The sequence below is a fragment of the Armatimonadota bacterium genome, assembly GCA_028871815.1.
Classification (GTDB): domain Bacteria; phylum Armatimonadota; class Chthonomonadetes; order Chthonomonadales; family Chthonomonadaceae; genus REEB205.
Genome location: JAGWMJ010000008.1, coordinates 163,602 through 179,208, shown reverse-complemented (window position 1 = coordinate 179,208; position 15,607 = coordinate 163,602). Strand labels below are relative to the sequence as shown.

The following is a 15,607-nucleotide window of genomic DNA, read 5'->3' as shown; positions in this document are numbered from 1 at the left end:
TCTGTACCATTTTCGCAGGAGGCCACGGGATGAAAATCGGCATCTTTACCGCCCTGTTTCACGATCAGCCCATCGAGGCGGCGCTCGATATTATTGCCGGCGCCGGTATCCGGATGGTGGAGTTTGGCGGCGGCGCATATCCGGGCGACCGCCATTTGAACGACGTAGGCGGCGTGCAGACGCTGATCGATGACGAGGGCGCCCGCCGCCGGCTGCTGCAGATGACCGAGAGCCGCGGCCTGGGCATATCCGCAATCTCGGTTCATGGCAACCCCATCCATCCTAACGCCGCGATCGGCAAAGCCCATCATGAGGCGTTTCGAAATGCGGTGGTGCTGGCTAACCGCCTCGGCGTGGGAGTAGTGAACGGATTCAGCGGCTGCCCGGCCGGCCCAAATGACACCAACCCCAACTGGGTCACCTGCCCATGGCCCGATGAGTACCGGGATGTGCTGGCGTACCAGTGGAACCAGGTAGCGATCCCATACTGGCGCGAGCAGAACGCCTGGTTGGCGCAGCATAATGTTCGGTTTGCCATCGAGGCACATCCGGGTTTCATCGTCTACAACCCCGAAACCGTGATCAAACTGCGCGATGCCGCCGGTGAGCAGATCGGCTGTAACTTCGACCCATCGCACTTCTGGTGGCAGGGCATCGACCCGCTGGCCGCGGTGCGTTACCTTGGCAAGCACGGCGCCATTTTCCACGTGCACGCAAAAGATACGCGCATCGATCCAATCAACAGCGGTATCAACGGAAACCTCGACGTCAAATCGTATGGCGATATTGCGACACGCAGCTGGGTTTTCCGCAGCGTCGGTTACGGCCATGGTCAGGAGTGGTGGAACGATTTTGTAACCAATCTGCGCATGACCGGCTACGACGATGTGCTTTCAATTGAACACGAAGACGGGATGATGAGCACGCGCGAAGGGCTGACGAAAGCTCTGGAGACTCTCAAGATCGCCGTGGTGAACGAGAAGCCTGGCGCAATGTTCTGGGCGAAGGAATAGAGCTTTGCGGCCCGATGTCTGCGGCTCGGCGCCCGGTGTGCCGATATGAACTTTGACGAAGCCCTGGCCTACATGTCGGGGCTTCTCCGATTCGGTGTGAAGCTTGGGAACGACCGGTTTGAAGAGTTGATGCGGCGGCTGGATAACCCGCACCGCGAGCTTGACATCGTGCACGTGGCGGGCACCAAGGGCAAGGGCTCTACAACCGTCATGGCAGCGGCCATACTGCATGCGGCCGGAAAGCATACAGGCAGCTACTTTTCACCGTACGTTTACGATGTGTGCGAGCGCGTTCAGGTGGATGGTGAGCCGATTTCGCACGACGATTTTGCACGTATTGTTACGGCAATCCGCCCCGTGGTGGATGCCGTCTCCGCAAGCGACCTGGGAGCCGTCACCGAGTTTGAGCTGAAAACTGCCGTTGCCTTCATGTGCTTCGCGGAGCAGAGAGTTACGCATGCCGCCGTGGAGGTAGGCCTGGGTGGCCGGCTCGATGCCACCAATGTGGTGACGCCGTCGGTAACCGTCATCACCAATATCGGGCTGGATCACATGGCGACGCTTGGTGACACCACCGCCAAGATAGCGCGGGAGAAGGCGGGCATCATCAAGCCCGGCATACCCTGCTTCACGGCCGCGCGTGACGAGGCCGCGCTCCAGGTCATTCGCGAGACGGCGGCAGAGCGCCAGGCGCCGTTGACTCTGGTTCGCAGCGTCGGTTCTGTTGATGCGGCGCCCGGCTCGGTGCTCTGGAGTGTTCCTGCGAACGAACCGCACGGTGGCTCCATCACCATCTCCACATGCCGTGCTGTTTACAACGATGTTCCGATGCGGCTGCTTGGCGGCTTTCAGCGCGAAAACGCCGCGTGCGCCGTTGGGGCCGTGGAGGAACAACTCGTCCGTGAGGGCGTTGTGCTGCAGGATGCGTGGGTACGGCAGGCTCTGGCCGAAGCGACGCTGCCCGGACGGCTGGAGCTGTGGGAGATGCCCGGCGGAGTGCTCCTCGTGCTGGATGGCGCGCACAATGCCATGGCATCGGAGGAGCTTTCGCAAGCCCTGCGGGATTTGGCGGCGCGATGGCGCGCGCATGGCGTCACCCTGGTTGTAGGAATGCTGCAGGGGCATGACCCGAAGGGATTTCTGGAGCCGATCGCACCGCTGGCGGCCCGCTTAATTGCATGCAGGCCGCCATGGAAGCGAGCATTGTCGGCTGAAACCATCGCCGATGCGGCGCGCCCTCTGGTTCCAGAGGTTACGGTGGTACGCGACCCGCTGACAGCGGCGCACCGCGCCATCCGCGAAGCAGAGCCTCACGGGATGGTGGTGATCACCGGCTCGTTCTATACGCTTGGCGCAGCCGCGGCGGTCCGCGGTGACGGGCGTCCGGCGCAGCTCGCAGCACCCGAAGCGTAAGCCGGCTTTGGTCAGCCGCTCGCCCGGGCCGCCAACATGAATTGAACCCATTTTTCCACTTCGCTGTCTCTTGTTAGATGGACCGGACGGGTTACGCGGGCTATTGGGGAGAGCGAATGCTGGTGGTTGTGAGCGAGCGGTTGCTGCAGGCGGCGCACGACGGCGACGCACAGGCTCTAAATCAGGTGATCATCCAGTGCCGCCCAAATCTGCGGCGCTATGCCGCCCGTTACTGCGCAGGCGCGGATGTGGACGATGCAGTTCAGGAGGCGCTGATCATTGTCTCCCGCAAGCTGCCGGCCCTACGATCACTGGCGGCATTCACTGGATGGATATACCTCATTGCCCGGCGCGAGTGCCGCCGGCTCGCGCGCAGGATGCGCGATCATGCGGTTGCGCCGGAGGAGCTGGAGGAACGTGCCTGGGAGCGCTCCAGCAGCGACACGGAGATGCGTATCGATCTGGCCGCTGCGATCAGCTCGCTGCCGGAACGCTACCGCGAGATCATCATTCTGCGTGATTTCGAGGAACTCACGGTGCGCGAGATCGCACAGCGGATGAACATGCCGCCGGATACCGTGAAAACGCGAATCTACCGCGGGCGGCACTTAATCCGCGAACACCTGATGGCCTGATGACCACGAAGATACACAAGGTCGAACATGTAAGGAGGCAAGGAATGAGGAAGGCACTCTGGATAGGGGCGGTGATGCTGCTGCCGATTCTTATGCTCGGCGGTTTGGCCGTGGCGCAAATGCACGGCGGCATGAAGGGCAAAATGATGCCGCAAACCCGGGCATCAAAGCGCGCGGAGAAGGCGGTTGACAAGATCAAGAATGGCAAGAACTACAACTGCTGTATAAAGGGGAAGTGCGACTACTGCGCAGTTCACATGGGCTCGTGCATGTGCGGTCCAAACGCCGCGGCCGGCAAGCCTGTGTGCATCAATTGCAAAGGTGGGTGGGCGGCCGGGCTCGGCAATATTCCGGGAAAGACCAACCACGACATCTCAGCAATGCCGATGAACGGCATGGTGATGGGATCGATGAAGATGAAGATGCCTTCCGGCAATCCATAGCCGCGCCGGCCGTCGCCCGGGCGTTTGGTCCGTCGGCCGCCTTCCTGAGGGAGGGCGGCCGCTATTTTTTGCGTTCCGTTCGCCGGCTGCCGTATGACTGGCTGTCTGCTTCGGGCATGGTTGCGGCGCATACCGCAAACGGCGCCGGCGTCCGTCACATTCACGCTCGCCAAACTACCGTGCCGGCGAAATCGGCACGCATTCCTGTGGGGGCAGCCAGTCACTCCTTTGAAGTCACCAGAGTGATGGCCGAATCGATATCCGCTCGCATCAGCCGGCTCCCGTTAGGGTCGCGCAAAGTCTCTGCCGGTTCTGCTGCCGGCGATGCGCTGGCTCAGTGCGCCATCGGGCCATTCATTGGCAAGGACGCGTTCAGCCTCACGATCCCGGAAGCTGCACCGAACCCTGGAGCACGGTCAGCATGGTGCGGTTCCCGTTCATTGTGACCTGAAGCGGTCCGTCCGGCACGCCAACGCCAAGCCGGCGCAGCTGCAGGCTGCCGGCATGTAGATCCAGACCGGCCTCCCAGGCGCCGTCGCGCAGCCGCTGCCAATACACGCCCCACGCGCCGCCGGCCGCAAAGAACGTGCGGAAATCCTCGCGGTCTGCGAGTGGCGCAAACCGAAGCGATCCGCGGTGCGCATCGTACGCGCAGCCGCTCATGGCCAAAACCAGGCTGTAAGACGACATCGCGCGCGCATAGTGGTGGCCGCATTCGCATTCATCCCACGGATTGCGGTTCCAGCCGGCATGGCGGTCGCGAACCGCCGCGGTTAACTCCAGGCCCTCATCCATCAAGCCCTCGTAGAGCATGTGTGCCGCAACCTGATACTCAATGCCGGTCCAAACCTCATCGGCGTACGGAAACGGGTACTTCGGTCGCCCACCATTCGGCCAGGTGCACAGCAGCAGCCCCGCCTCATCATTGAGCGCGTAGACGCGCTGCACCGACGTATGGCCGGCCAGCGAGCGCTTGAAGTTATGCCGGTAGATGCTCGACAGCGCCTTGCGAACCTGCTCTTTCGGCAGCAGGTAGCCCAGGCCGATCGTATGCGCGAACCACTGACCGAGAAGCTGGTCCGCAAGGCATCCCGGTCCGTACTGATATCGCGGCTCGCCATCCGCCGACTCATCCGGGCCTTTCTGGACGAAGTACTCGCCGTTGAACAGCAGTTCCGAGGTTTTATGCGAGCCGGCCTCAAACACGCCGCGGCAGCGCTGAGCGAACCCGGTTTCGCCCAGAACCAGGGCTATCTCCTCAGCAGCACGAAGTGCCCCAAGGTAAAGCGAGCCGGTCATGGTGTTGGGACCGTAAAACTCGATGTCGTAGGTGTTGTGCTGTTCGCCCTCCATCACCCCATCCGCGTCGGCATCCCAGTGCTGCCAGGCGAACTCCATCGCACGCCGCACTCCCGGCCAGATATCTCCCAGAAACGCCATATCGCCGCACTGCTGAAATTCGCGCCACGCCTTCATCACCGTGCCCATCTGGCCATCGGCTGCAGGTTTGAATGCCCACAGCTCGCCGATGAGCGGGAGGAGCGTTCGGAACGCCATATCGCCGGATGGCCGGGTGTTGTGCTCGAAATCTGTCCGGCGGACACCCCGCTCCAGCTCAGGATAAAGCCAGGCAGCCGCCTGCGCGTAGTTCCACACATGGGTACAGTTCATCGCGCAGCAACCGTCCAGGTCGCCGCAGCCTTCAAACGCGTTCATGCGACCATCGGCAGTGCGCAATACGGTGGGCGTCCGCAAAATGGAGATGTTTGCGGAGACCGCATCGACCACAGCCGCCGGCATCGTGGTGTCTTCAAACGCGCGCGCCAACGTGCGCACCTGCGTGCCATGCAGGTCGAATCCGGCCGCGGCATCCCGGGCCGCGTCCCATGCATCACGCCACTGCAGTGCGTACCAGTTACCGAGCCGGCAGCCGGCCACCGCCTTCTCGCCGTTCCATGTGTTCACCAGATTCGGAAAGTGCCATGCCAGAACGAACCGGGCTCGCCTGGTTTCGCCCGGCTCAAGCCGCATGCGGATGCCAAGTGATCCCACGTCGGTCTGTCCATCGGGCGATGGCGACGGCAGCAGATCGTTCGGAAGCAGGCCGCCGCTCGATGTGAAGCCATCCCAGAAGCTCTGCACATCGTCCCACCAGCCCGCGCGTTCCCAGCGGAGCCGCCACGTGACGTCGGCATCTGGTGTCGCCACCGCCATCGTGCCAAACGCGGGCGAGTCGAGGGGCGGCTTACCACTGCAGAACAGTATTCCCCGGAGGTTAGGGCTGCTGCGCCAAAGGTTGAGATTGCGGCCAAACAGCTTGTTGTGGCGACCGCCGAGCTCCGTGCGCCCATCCCAGCCGATGGCGTTGAGCAGGCTGAACACCACGGTCACCTCAGCCGGCTTTGAGGCTGCGTTGGCCACCGTCCATTCGAAGCAGGCGACGGGCATCCCAGACGTGCGCGCGTCGCCGGGAACCATCGGGTTGAATGCGCGCAGCTCGACCTGTACCGGCAGATCCGCGCTGTCGAAATGGATACGAGCCTCCGGATAGGTCGCTTCCATCGTGCACTCGGACATTCGCGGCAGGCCCGCAACCTGTGCGGTCGGAAGACCGAAACCGGCCGAGTAGGGCGGGAGGAAAGCACGCTCCAGCACGCGCGCCACCGGCGCCTCCCCTTCCGACCGTGCGAGGATGGCGAAGAAGGAGTAAGGCAGGGTCTTGCCCTTGCCCGGGTGGTTCAGTATTTCCCAGTCGGTAAGGTTGCCACGACCACCCAACGAGAGCATGCCGGTGCCGATTCCGCCAAGCGGGAAGCGCGCCTGCGAGAGCGCTGCTCCTTGCAGTGGTCGCAAAGCGGTATGGTTACTATTATCGTCGCACGAGGGAATGTCGGGCATTGTTGCGGCTCCGGGCAGGGCAAGGGCGCGTATCTCGCGCCGGTTCGGCTCGATGGCCGTTATATCCTGCCGTGGTCGAGCGTGCTGTGCGGGAACGGTGCCGGCGTGATCGCACGGAGATTCTTGCACGATGCACGCCGACCGCGGGTCGTGTTCACATGGACAACGGCAAAACGTGGATGACGGAGCGACACGGTGTCTTCTTCAGGTCGCAAACGCCGCTCCGATTAGTATGCCGGCCGGGGTGCCGCCGGCGCGCTGCACGCGTCTGATCCGATCGATCCCGAAGCGCCCACCAGCAGTTTGAGCCTGGACTTACTGCGGGCGGCGAAAGGCGGCGCTATGGTGGATGGCCGAGCCGGGAGCAGTTCGCCGGTGCGGTTAGGGCAGCCCAGCATCCCTAGTGCGTCAGGTCCCAACCAATGGCCGCGGCCATGCACGCGATGCCGCCGCCGATAAGCCCGCCAACTACGGCTCCAGCCGGTCCGAGGCTAACGCGAGCCTCCGCCACGCCTGCAGGTTGGCCGCCGACCTGACGGCCACCGCGCGCCCCTCGACCTCCTGGCCAGCGTGCAGGATCGAGGAAGCTCGTCCACCAGAGGCGTGGGATCGATATCGACCTGCAAATGCGCCATCCCGCGACCTGGCCGATAAACCAGCCGGCGCCACCACCGAGACCGGCAATCACAGTCTCCGCCGCTGCTTCGTGGGCGTCGAATGCGACTGAGAACACAGTCCCGCTAACGATGCTGACGAGGCCGAGAATACAATCCTGGCGGCTAATCCCGGTCGCGCGGTCACTCATCATCGTATCGCAATTGTACCACGACGAGCTTTGCCTGTGCGACTTCAGTGTTGGAGGTAGATCCAACACGCTCACCGACTTTACCGGGAAATTGCGGGAGCTCCGCGTTGCGCCGGCTGCCGGCGAAAGCCGCAGCGTTCACGCCTCATGCCGACGCGCCGGTGTAGTAACGCAGGCCGAAGCGGAAGAACGCCGAGCTGGCAATTACGGAGCAGATGGAAACAGCCAGCGCTGTTGTCAGCCCGAACGCACTGAGACGCCCGATAAGCGCCTGAGCCGGAGTGGTGATGATAAATGCAACTGGAATGATATACCGCAGAGATAACTGCAGCCACGCCGGATAGATGCGGACGGGGTACCGGCCCGCTTCGAATCCCAGCCAGACAATCTGTTCAATATTCTCAATCCGAATAAACCAGAAAGTCAGAGTCGCTAATACCAGCCATAAAGCGTAGATTACCAGCGCGCCTGCCACAAGGGTCATGGCAAAGAAAATGGCGCTGCGCAGCCCCACATGCAGTCCAAGCCGCGTGGTGGTGTAGATCGAAAGCGCCAGACCGAGCAGTACATCGGTTGCCCGCCAGAAATCAACCACACGGAACGTGGCCAGCAGCTGTGGTGGTACCGGCTTGAGCAGCACAAAGTCAAACGTGCCCTCCCGCACCTGGCCCATTACTTGCCTCATGCCCGGCGCGATGAACATTTCGGCAATTCCTACCATGAGATAGTAGACGGCCAGCAGTACCAGCGCTTCCGGAAAGGTCCATCCTGCGATCTGCCGGGTGTAGGTGAACGCCACCGCCAGCCCGCCAAAGGTGGTGACGAGGCCAAGCAGGCTGGCAACGATACGCATGGCAAAGTCGACGCGATACTCCAACTCCGTCTGAATGTTCGCCCGATAGCAGGCGAGTATCAGCCGCGCCATTGCCGGAGCGCGAGCCCATCGCGGCCTCGGCTGCGATCTCATGCGCCAACCGCCGAATACTGGCGGATTCCGGAGCGCCAAACCGCTCGATACACGGCAATCGCAACGCCGATCCACACCAGCTGAACCGCGAAGCCCTGCTCCACCTGGGCAACCTCCAGTTTCCCCAGAGCCAGCTCTACCGGAAAACTGCCCGTAACGCCGAACGGTGTCAGGCGCGCAAGTGGTCCCAACCACCCCGGCAACAGCGTCAATGGCGCGATGGCGCCGGAGAGAAATGCGTTGAGCGTGTAGTAGAACTGGTTGACGGCCTCGACCCGAGTCGTCCAGAATGCCAGCATCGCCAAAGAGTACTGCAGCAGGAACCGCAGTACCGCTGCCAGCGTGAGCGCGGGAACCGCCAACAGGAGACCGGCGACGCTTGCCGGGGGGGTGGGACGCAGGATCAAGAACAGCGCGATCCACAACGGGAGCATCATTGCACCGGTGGTCACCTTGAACGCAGCGTTCGACGCGGCGTCGCGGTGAATCGGGTTTATGGGCTTGAGCAGCCTCGGCGAAAGATTGCCGTTACGGACGCGAAAAGCAAAGTCCTCGGCGTCCCACGACATGGTGATGTGCGAGAAGACCATGAAGGTCAGAAAGTAAGCGGCGAAATCTGAGGTGGCGAATGCTCCGCCGTTGGCGCCGCGTATCGCGGAGCCGCGCGACGCTGCTGCGGCGTCCCATACCGCCAGTGAGACCAACGGCCCAACGAGGCCCCAAACGGCCCAGATCATCATGGCAAACCGGTACTGCACAAACAGCGCCACCTCCACGCGTAAAAACTCGCGGTAGGTGTTCAGCCAGTATCGCAGTCCGCGACTCATTCCGGCTCCGGCCGGAACGCCTGCTGGATGATCTCCTCAATGGGAGGATCTTCCACCGTAAGGTCCATCGGCGCCAGGTCCGCGATGATGCGTGCGACCACGCCGGCCGCGTCGGCGCGCGGAGCCTTCAGCGTGGCGCTGTTGGCGCTGCTGACAACAACTTCTGCATACCGGCTGCAGAGTGCCTGTGTTGCAGGCTGCTCAAAGTCGATCTTGATCAGCTTGAACGGCGCAATCCGCTCGGCCAGGGCGCTGAGCTCGCCGTCATAGAGAATCCGTCCGGTGTTGATCACGATAACACGTTTACAGAGGGCCGTCACATCGGCCATGTAGTGACTGGTCAGGAGGATGGTGGCCCCGCGTTTCCGGTTGTAATCGCCAATAAACTGGCGGATGCGGCCCTGCATCGTCACGTCCACGCCCAGCGTTGGCTCGTCCAGAAACAGCACGGGCGGACTGTGCAGCAGCGATGCAGCCAGCTCACACTTCATCCGCTCGCCCAGCGACAGGCCGCGCACCGGTTTCTTGATCAGGTCGCCGAGCTCCAGGAGTTCCACCAATTCGCTCACCGTTGCGCGAAACTGCTGTTCCGGCACCTGGTAGATCGCCTGATTCACCAGAAACGAATCCATCGCCGGTATATCCCACATCAACTGCTGCCGATTGCCCATCACCATGGCGATGCGCTGCAGAAACGCCGGCTCGCGTTTCCAGGGCACATGGCCCATAACATGCGCTTCGCCGGATGTGGGGAATAGAAGCCCGGAGAGCATCTTCAGCGTGGTGGTTTTGCCGGCGCCGTTGGGACCCAGAAAGCCCACGATTTCGCCTTCCGCCAGGTCAAAGGTGCAGTCGGTGACCGCCGGAACCAGCTTCCACTTACGCTTGAACAGGCTGCCAACGGCGGCGACACCGCCCGACTCGCGCTCGTGAACACGGTAGACGCGCGTCAGGTCTCTACAGGTGATAAGCGGCGATTCCAACGCAAAGTGCTCCGGGTACAGCGAAACGAGGCAGAACAGGTTACCATACAATCGGCCTGGTAACGGCCTGGTGCGGAATAGTCGCTATTCGGCACTCTTGTGGAACCGCAGTGTGGCTGCCGCAATAAGAGCAACCGCGATCAGTGTGAGCGGAATGACGGAGGTCCAGAGGTCGGCAATACCCGCTCCGCGCACCATAATGCCCCGGCTGATCTGAATAAACCAGGTGACAGGAAACAGGTCGGAGATGATGTATAGAGGCGCCGGCAGCGTTTCGCGCGGGGCGATATAACCGGAGAGCAGAATGGATGGCATGGTTGTGAGCATCGTCATCTGCATCGCCTGCACCTGATTGCGGGCCGTCGTGCTGATGAACAGGCCCATCGAGAGCGCCGCCAGAATGAACGGAACCGAGAGCACCATCAGCAGCAGAAAGCTGCCGGCTATCTCGATATCGAAGATCAATCTGCCGAGGAACACGATGGCAACCAGCTCGGCCAGCGCCAACAGGGCGTACGGAGCAATCTTACCGAGAATCAGCCCCAGCCGGCCCACCGGCGTTACGATGAGTTGTTCCAATGTTCCCTGCTCCCGCTCACGCACAAGGCTGAAGCTGGTGAGGGAAACCGTGACCAACTGGAGCAGCACGCACACCAGGCCGGGAATAGTGTAGATGGCGGTGCGGATGTCGGGGTTGAAGAGGACATCGACGCGTGCATCCACCGCAGCCGGTCCGGTGGCGCCACTTTCACCGGCAATTGCCGAGCGGGCGGGGCCGGCAACCTGGCCGTCGCTGCCGTCGATGAGAACGTGCACAACCGCCGGCTTTCCCGTACCGAATCTGCGGTGGAAATCGGCGGGAATAATCACTGCCACACGCTCGTCGTTCCTTCGCAGCGCCTCCACCGCAGCCTCCGGCGTAGCCGCGTACCGCACCACAGCCAACTCCTCGGTACTCTGGAGACGCCGGATATAGGCTGCACTCTCCGCGGAGTGATCCATATCGACCACAACCGTACGTACATGCCGAACGTCGAAGTTGATCGCGTAGCCGAACAGCACCAACTGCAGCAGCGGAACTACCAACGCGAACACGAGCGTCGTGCGGTCACGGCTGATATGCAGGAACTCCTTGAGCAGGATTCGCCTGAAGCCGAAAAGCGCCGCTCTCACGCCTTCTGGTCCTGAGCGCGCGTCAGAGTAACAAACACATCTTCCAGCAGTGGCGTCGCCGGACGAATAGCGGCATCCCTTATGCCGTGTTCATGCAAAAAGGCCAGCAGATCCGCATCGCTGGTGGTGTTGGGTACCTGCATGTGCACCTCGGCCTCCACGAGGGTGGCATCCAGAGCGAATGGCTGCTGCTTTACAGCCGAGAGCGCCGCCGCTGTGGCATCGCATTCAATAGCGACGCGTCGCGTTCCGGCTGGTGACACGGCCGGCAGCGACTTCAGCTCCTGCGGTGTTCCGTGCACCATCAGCCGGGACATATAGATGTAGGCGATCTGGCTGCAGCGCTCGGCTTCATCCATGTAGTGCGTGGTTACAAAGAGGGTTTTGCCGGCAGCGGCCAACTCAAACAGCAAATCCCACAGCAGCCGTCGCGCAACCGGATCAACACCCGCCGTAGGTTCATCCAGAAACAGAATCTCCGGCTCGTGGATTAGCGCCGCAGCAAGCGCCAGCCGCTGCTTCCAGCCGCCGGATAGAAACTGGCTCTGGCGATCCATATATGGCACGATACCGACCAGGTTGGCCACTGCCTCTTTGCGCTGCCGCAGATTTGCGCCACTCAGTCCGTAAATACCGCCGAAGAAGTCCAGATTTTCCGATACTGTAAGGTCGCGGTAGAGGCTGAATGCCTGATTCATATAACCGATCGAGCGCTTTACCGCTTCGGGATTGCGCACCACATCGTGGCCGCTTACCGTCGCCGTGCCCGATGTTGGCGTAAGCACGCCGCAAAGCATCCGCATACAGGTGGTTTTGCCGCTGCCGTTCGGCCCAAGGAAGCCGAAGATACTGCCGGGCGCAACCGTAAATGAGACGGCGTCCACGGCCGTAACCGCGCCAAAGCGGCGGGTAAGCGCCAGCGCTTCAATAGCGTTTGACGTGGGTGTCATGGCGGTAATGGCCGGCTAGGGCGTCCAGCTCCCGAGCTTGACCACGGTCGCGTACATTCCGGCCTTCACGCGCGGGTCGGCCGGCTTCAGCCGCAACCGTACGCCGAAAACCTGCTTTCCGCGCTCTTCAGGCGTCTGCAGATTCACGGGAGTGAACTCGCCGGTTGGCGAAACACTCTCTACAACAGCGCCGACCGGCTGCGCAATGCCATCGCACCGCAGCGTCGCGGCGTCGCCCGGGCTCACCTGCGATAGCTCGGTCTCAGGGATGTAGACGCGGACCCAGATGTCGGTCGGGTCCTCCATCTTCATCACTTCCGCCCCGGCCGGCAGCAGGTCGCCGACGGACACGGGAACGCTCAGTATGACGCCGGCCTCCGGAGCGCGCACAACGCTGTCATGCACGCTCGCTGCAACGCTCTCTGCCGCGGCGGAGGCCGCAGCCAGCGCAGCTCTTGCCTGCGCGATCTGCTCCGGGCGGCTGCCGGCAAGCAGCTCGTTCAGTGCCGCCTGCTGCTGCGCCATGCGCGCGCGGGCCGCTTCAATGTCCTGCGGTCGCGGACCGTGAACCATCTCGATCAGGGCGGCCTGCTGCTGTGCCACCAGCGCGCGCGCAGCGGCAATATCCTGGCTGCGCGCTCCCGCCAGCACCAGTGAAAGCGCCGCCTGCGCCGCAGCAGCCTGCTGCTGAACCTGGCGCAACTCATCGGCAGGTGTGCCCTTTGCGGCACGGATAAATGCTTGCTGCAGCGCCGAACGGTTCGCTACCGCCGATTTGAGAGCTGCCTGAGCCTGATCGTATGCCTGCCGGCTGATCGCCTGCTGCGCGTACAGTGCCGCGTAGCGCGCCGCGTCGGCGCGGGCCAGTTGTTCCTGTGCCCTGGCGCCCTGCAGCCTTGCGGCAGCCTCGGCACGCTCCTGCTGAGTCGGGCCACGGCGCGCCGCCGCAAGCTGGGCGGCAGCGCTGTGCGCCAGCGCGCGGGCCTGTGCTACCTCCTGCGGTCGGGGACCGGCAAGCAGTTTCCGCAGGGCATCCTGAGCCTGAGCCAGCCGTGCCCGTTGCTGCGCAATCTCCTCCGGGCGCGTGCCGGCTGTAAGAGCCGCCAGATTGGCTTGCGCCTCCGCAACCGCGGCCGACTGCCGTGTAATATCCTCTCTCCGGGGCCCGCGTACCGCCTCCCGTAGCGCCGCCGCGGCCTGCCCCTCCAGCGCCAGCTTCTGCTTCAGCAACGCGTCGTCCGGCGCAGCGTTCAGCAGGGCGAGTGGTTGGCCGGCTCGCACGGCTTCGCCCTCCGTAACCAGCAGCTGCTGTACGCGGCCCGTCACCCGCGATGCGACGACGCAGGGTTGACTCTCGAAAAAGCCCGAAAGCACGCTCCGCTCCTGAGTGCGCTGGGCTTCCACATACCAGCTGGCGGCGCCGAGCGCCGTTACGAGGACGACAGGAACGATCAACTTCGGATTCAAGAGTTTCATCGCGACGCTCCGGGTAGTGCAGCCGCGGCGCCGGCAGGCAGCTGCATTCCGTGCAGAAATATACGGATCGTCGTCTCAAGCAGCTCGTGGGTATCGAGCTCGGCTGCCGCAGCCTGGCAGAGCACCCGCCGCTGAACCATGTAGGAGACGAGGGGCCCGATAAAGCAGCGCGCAGCGGCATCCGGGTCCTCGGGACGCAGGAGGCCGGCCGCCATCCGGTCACCGAGATACCCGGCCAGAAACCGCCAGAGAGGCATCGGCCCGACCTCGCTAAGAAGCGCGGCAAACTCCGTTGAGCGCGAGGCTTCGCCAATCATCATCCGCATGCATGGCCCGATCTGGTCATCATTGACCGCCTGGATGAAGGCGCTGCCGATCCGGCGCAGCGCTGCTTCTACCGGCAATGCGGATATCTCCTCGCGGTGGGCCAGCAGCTGCAAAGGCGGAGAGTGGCGTTCAATCACTGCGCGAAGCAGCTCCCCTTTGCTGGCAAAGTAGTGGTAGATGAGCCCGGGCGAGCCGATACCTGCCGCCATTGCGATATCACGATTTGTGGCTGCCAAGAATCCTCGCGACGCAAACACCCGCAGCGCCCCATCCACAATCTGGCGCCGTCGCTCGTCGCGCGCCGCTTCGCGTCTACCTGCCATGCCACCACCGGGTTAATTCGTGATTGACCAGTCAATCAACATTATCGCCAAATTCAGCACGCATGTCAACCAGAAGCGAGTACGGAGTATCGGGCCACAGCCAGAATCCGGTTCTTGTGCCTATCGGTTGTGTAATCCGGCCATCCACGCCGACCAGGCCGGCTTTGCCTTCAAGGCACTGTCAAAAAGCCCCATATTCCGCCAGATCTTCATGGCGTCCTGACCATGGCCCACGCGGTGGTAGAGGGCGTCATAGTCCACCGCAAGGAACCATACCACGAACAGATAGTGGTCCTTCCTTGCGATCTGGAACAGATCGTGTACGTAATCTGCCTCCAGCCGCACGTTTCCGGCGAGATGCAGGTGGTACTGCGGTACGGTGCAGTCGCGGGATGCATATCCGGTTTCGCATAGCGCGATCGGCTTGTGCGCCCACGAGTGCACCCAATCCAGCGGAGTGGTCCATGCGGCTCTGCCGGGTCCGCCGACGGGCAGGCCGATCTTCAAATCAAATGCAGACGCAGAAGGATAGAAGCTCAGTCCCAGGAAGTCGCTGTTATTCACCAGCGGACGCGCGCGCGCAGCGTACACGGGTACGCGGAGCCAGTTGAGGCCAAATGAGATGCCGGTGCTCACTGTGGGATTGGACCGCTTGAGCGCTGCTCTCACCCAGGAGTAGAGGGCCGTAAACTGGCGCCAGCGGACCGGGTTTGCCAGCAGCCCCTCGCCGGCTTCGATCCCCAGGTTTAACCAGCGTGGATGAAATGCCGAGATCGCATCATGTGCGTATGCCAGCCACGCGTGTCTGACTATCGGACTATCCAACGGAGCGCCGATCAGCGCGGCGGGCAGTGGCAGATGCTTGTGACCATCGGTACCGGTAGCCAGATTCAAGCGGTCTGCTGCCAGACAAGCCAATCCAACGTAGACCGGCCGTCCGATCGGAACCGATGCGGCGATTCGGCGCCAATCGGCCTGCATGGCCGGTGGCAGCGGTTGGTGGGCAAGAAGCTGCTTCCAGGGCACTCCGTCATCCAGATGAACCGGCAGGAGCGTGGAGGCGCTGTCGGCAATCGCTTGCGACTTGATCACGGCAGCCACCGTGAGGTCATAAGGGAACCGCGTTATGCCAAACCGAGTGTCGCCTTTGAGGTTTGCTCTGGTGCGTAACGGTGAGCCGACAGATACCGCGCCTACGGTGGCGAAAGCAGAAAGCGTGGCGACCGCGGCGAGGCGCTTGATCGGTTTCATTCGAGACTGCGGTTTCCGCGGCTGGTAATAACCGGCGACCAATAAAAATGGGCATCCGGCGGTATTACCGCCGGATGCCCGCCAATCATGAGGAGTGCGCTCACACAGACAGCTCGACCGGCG

General features: G+C 62.6%; 14 protein-coding genes. 4 read left to right on the top strand and 10 right to left on the bottom strand.

The window, feature by feature from the left end:
- The first annotated feature begins 29 nt into the window (after window positions 1–29).
- From KGJ62_11140 to KGJ62_11125, 4 genes are all read left to right on the top strand, one after another.
- Entirely contained in the window at window positions 30–1,013 is a 984-nt protein-coding gene (locus KGJ62_11140; GenBank protein MDE2127136.1) for a sugar phosphate isomerase/epimerase, read from the top strand.
- Window positions 1,014–1,058: 45 nt separating this feature from the next.
- Window positions 1,059–2,426, top strand: a complete 1,368-nt coding sequence (locus KGJ62_11135; protein ID MDE2127135.1) for a bifunctional folylpolyglutamate synthase/dihydrofolate synthase — start codon at window positions 1,059–1,061, stop codon at window positions 2,424–2,426.
- Window positions 2,427–2,542: 116 nt separating this feature from the next.
- Window positions 2,543–3,061, top strand: a complete 519-nt coding sequence (locus KGJ62_11130) for an RNA polymerase sigma factor (GenBank protein MDE2127134.1) — start codon at window positions 2,543–2,545, stop codon at window positions 3,059–3,061.
- Window positions 3,062–3,105: 44 nt separating this feature from the next.
- Complete coding sequence (locus KGJ62_11125) at window positions 3,106–3,504, top strand: hypothetical protein (protein ID MDE2127133.1); 399 nt, start codon at window positions 3,106–3,108, stop codon at window positions 3,502–3,504.
- Window positions 3,505–3,882: 378 nt separating this feature from the next.
- Here the strand turns inward: KGJ62_11125 and KGJ62_11120 are convergent, their stop codons facing one another.
- The 10 genes from KGJ62_11120 to KGJ62_11075 form a co-directional block, all read right to left on the bottom strand.
- Window positions 3,883–6,402 carry a hypothetical protein gene (locus KGJ62_11120; protein ID MDE2127132.1) on the bottom strand — a complete coding sequence of 840 codons (2,520 nt, stop codon included), beginning with the start codon at window positions 6,400–6,402 and terminating at the stop codon, window positions 3,883–3,885.
- A gap of 400 nt (window positions 6,403–6,802) precedes the next feature.
- Entirely contained in the window at window positions 6,803–7,210 is a 408-nt protein-coding gene (locus KGJ62_11115) for a hypothetical protein (GenBank protein ID MDE2127131.1), read from the bottom strand.
- A gap of 142 nt (window positions 7,211–7,352) precedes the next feature.
- A complete protein-coding gene (locus KGJ62_11110; GenBank protein MDE2127130.1) occupies window positions 7,353–8,174 on the bottom strand; it encodes an ABC-2 family transporter protein in 822 nt (273 codons plus the stop codon).
- Window positions 8,171–9,001, bottom strand: a complete 831-nt coding sequence (locus tag KGJ62_11105; GenBank protein MDE2127129.1) for an ABC-2 family transporter protein — start codon at window positions 8,999–9,001, stop codon at window positions 8,171–8,173. The genes KGJ62_11110 and KGJ62_11105 overlap by 4 nt, the downstream gene beginning before the upstream one ends.
- A complete protein-coding gene (locus KGJ62_11100; GenBank protein ID MDE2127128.1) occupies window positions 8,998–9,984 on the bottom strand; it encodes an ATP-binding cassette domain-containing protein in 987 nt (328 codons plus the stop codon). The genes KGJ62_11105 and KGJ62_11100 overlap by 4 nt, the downstream gene beginning before the upstream one ends.
- 84 nt (window positions 9,985–10,068) lie before the next feature.
- Window positions 10,069–11,157, bottom strand: coding sequence for an ABC transporter permease (locus tag KGJ62_11095; GenBank protein MDE2127127.1), 1,089 nt, complete (start codon window positions 11,155–11,157; stop codon window positions 10,069–10,071).
- Window positions 11,154–12,107 (bottom strand): ABC transporter ATP-binding protein, encoded by a 954-nt coding sequence (locus KGJ62_11090; protein ID MDE2127126.1) that lies wholly within the window; start codon window positions 12,105–12,107, stop codon window positions 11,154–11,156. Before KGJ62_11090 ends, KGJ62_11095 begins: the two co-directional genes overlap by 4 nt.
- 15 nt (window positions 12,108–12,122) lie before the next feature.
- Window positions 12,123–13,583: an HlyD family efflux transporter periplasmic adaptor subunit gene (locus KGJ62_11085; GenBank protein ID MDE2127125.1), complete on the bottom strand. Its 1,461-nt coding sequence runs from the start codon at window positions 13,581–13,583 to the stop codon at window positions 12,123–12,125.
- A complete protein-coding gene (locus KGJ62_11080; protein MDE2127124.1) occupies window positions 13,580–14,233 on the bottom strand; it encodes a TetR/AcrR family transcriptional regulator in 654 nt (217 codons plus the stop codon). Before KGJ62_11080 ends, KGJ62_11085 begins: the two co-directional genes overlap by 4 nt.
- A gap of 120 nt (window positions 14,234–14,353) precedes the next feature.
- Complete coding sequence (locus KGJ62_11075; GenBank protein ID MDE2127123.1) at window positions 14,354–15,484, bottom strand: hypothetical protein; 1,131 nt, start codon at window positions 15,482–15,484, stop codon at window positions 14,354–14,356.
- Window positions 15,485–15,607: the final 123 nt, after the last annotated feature.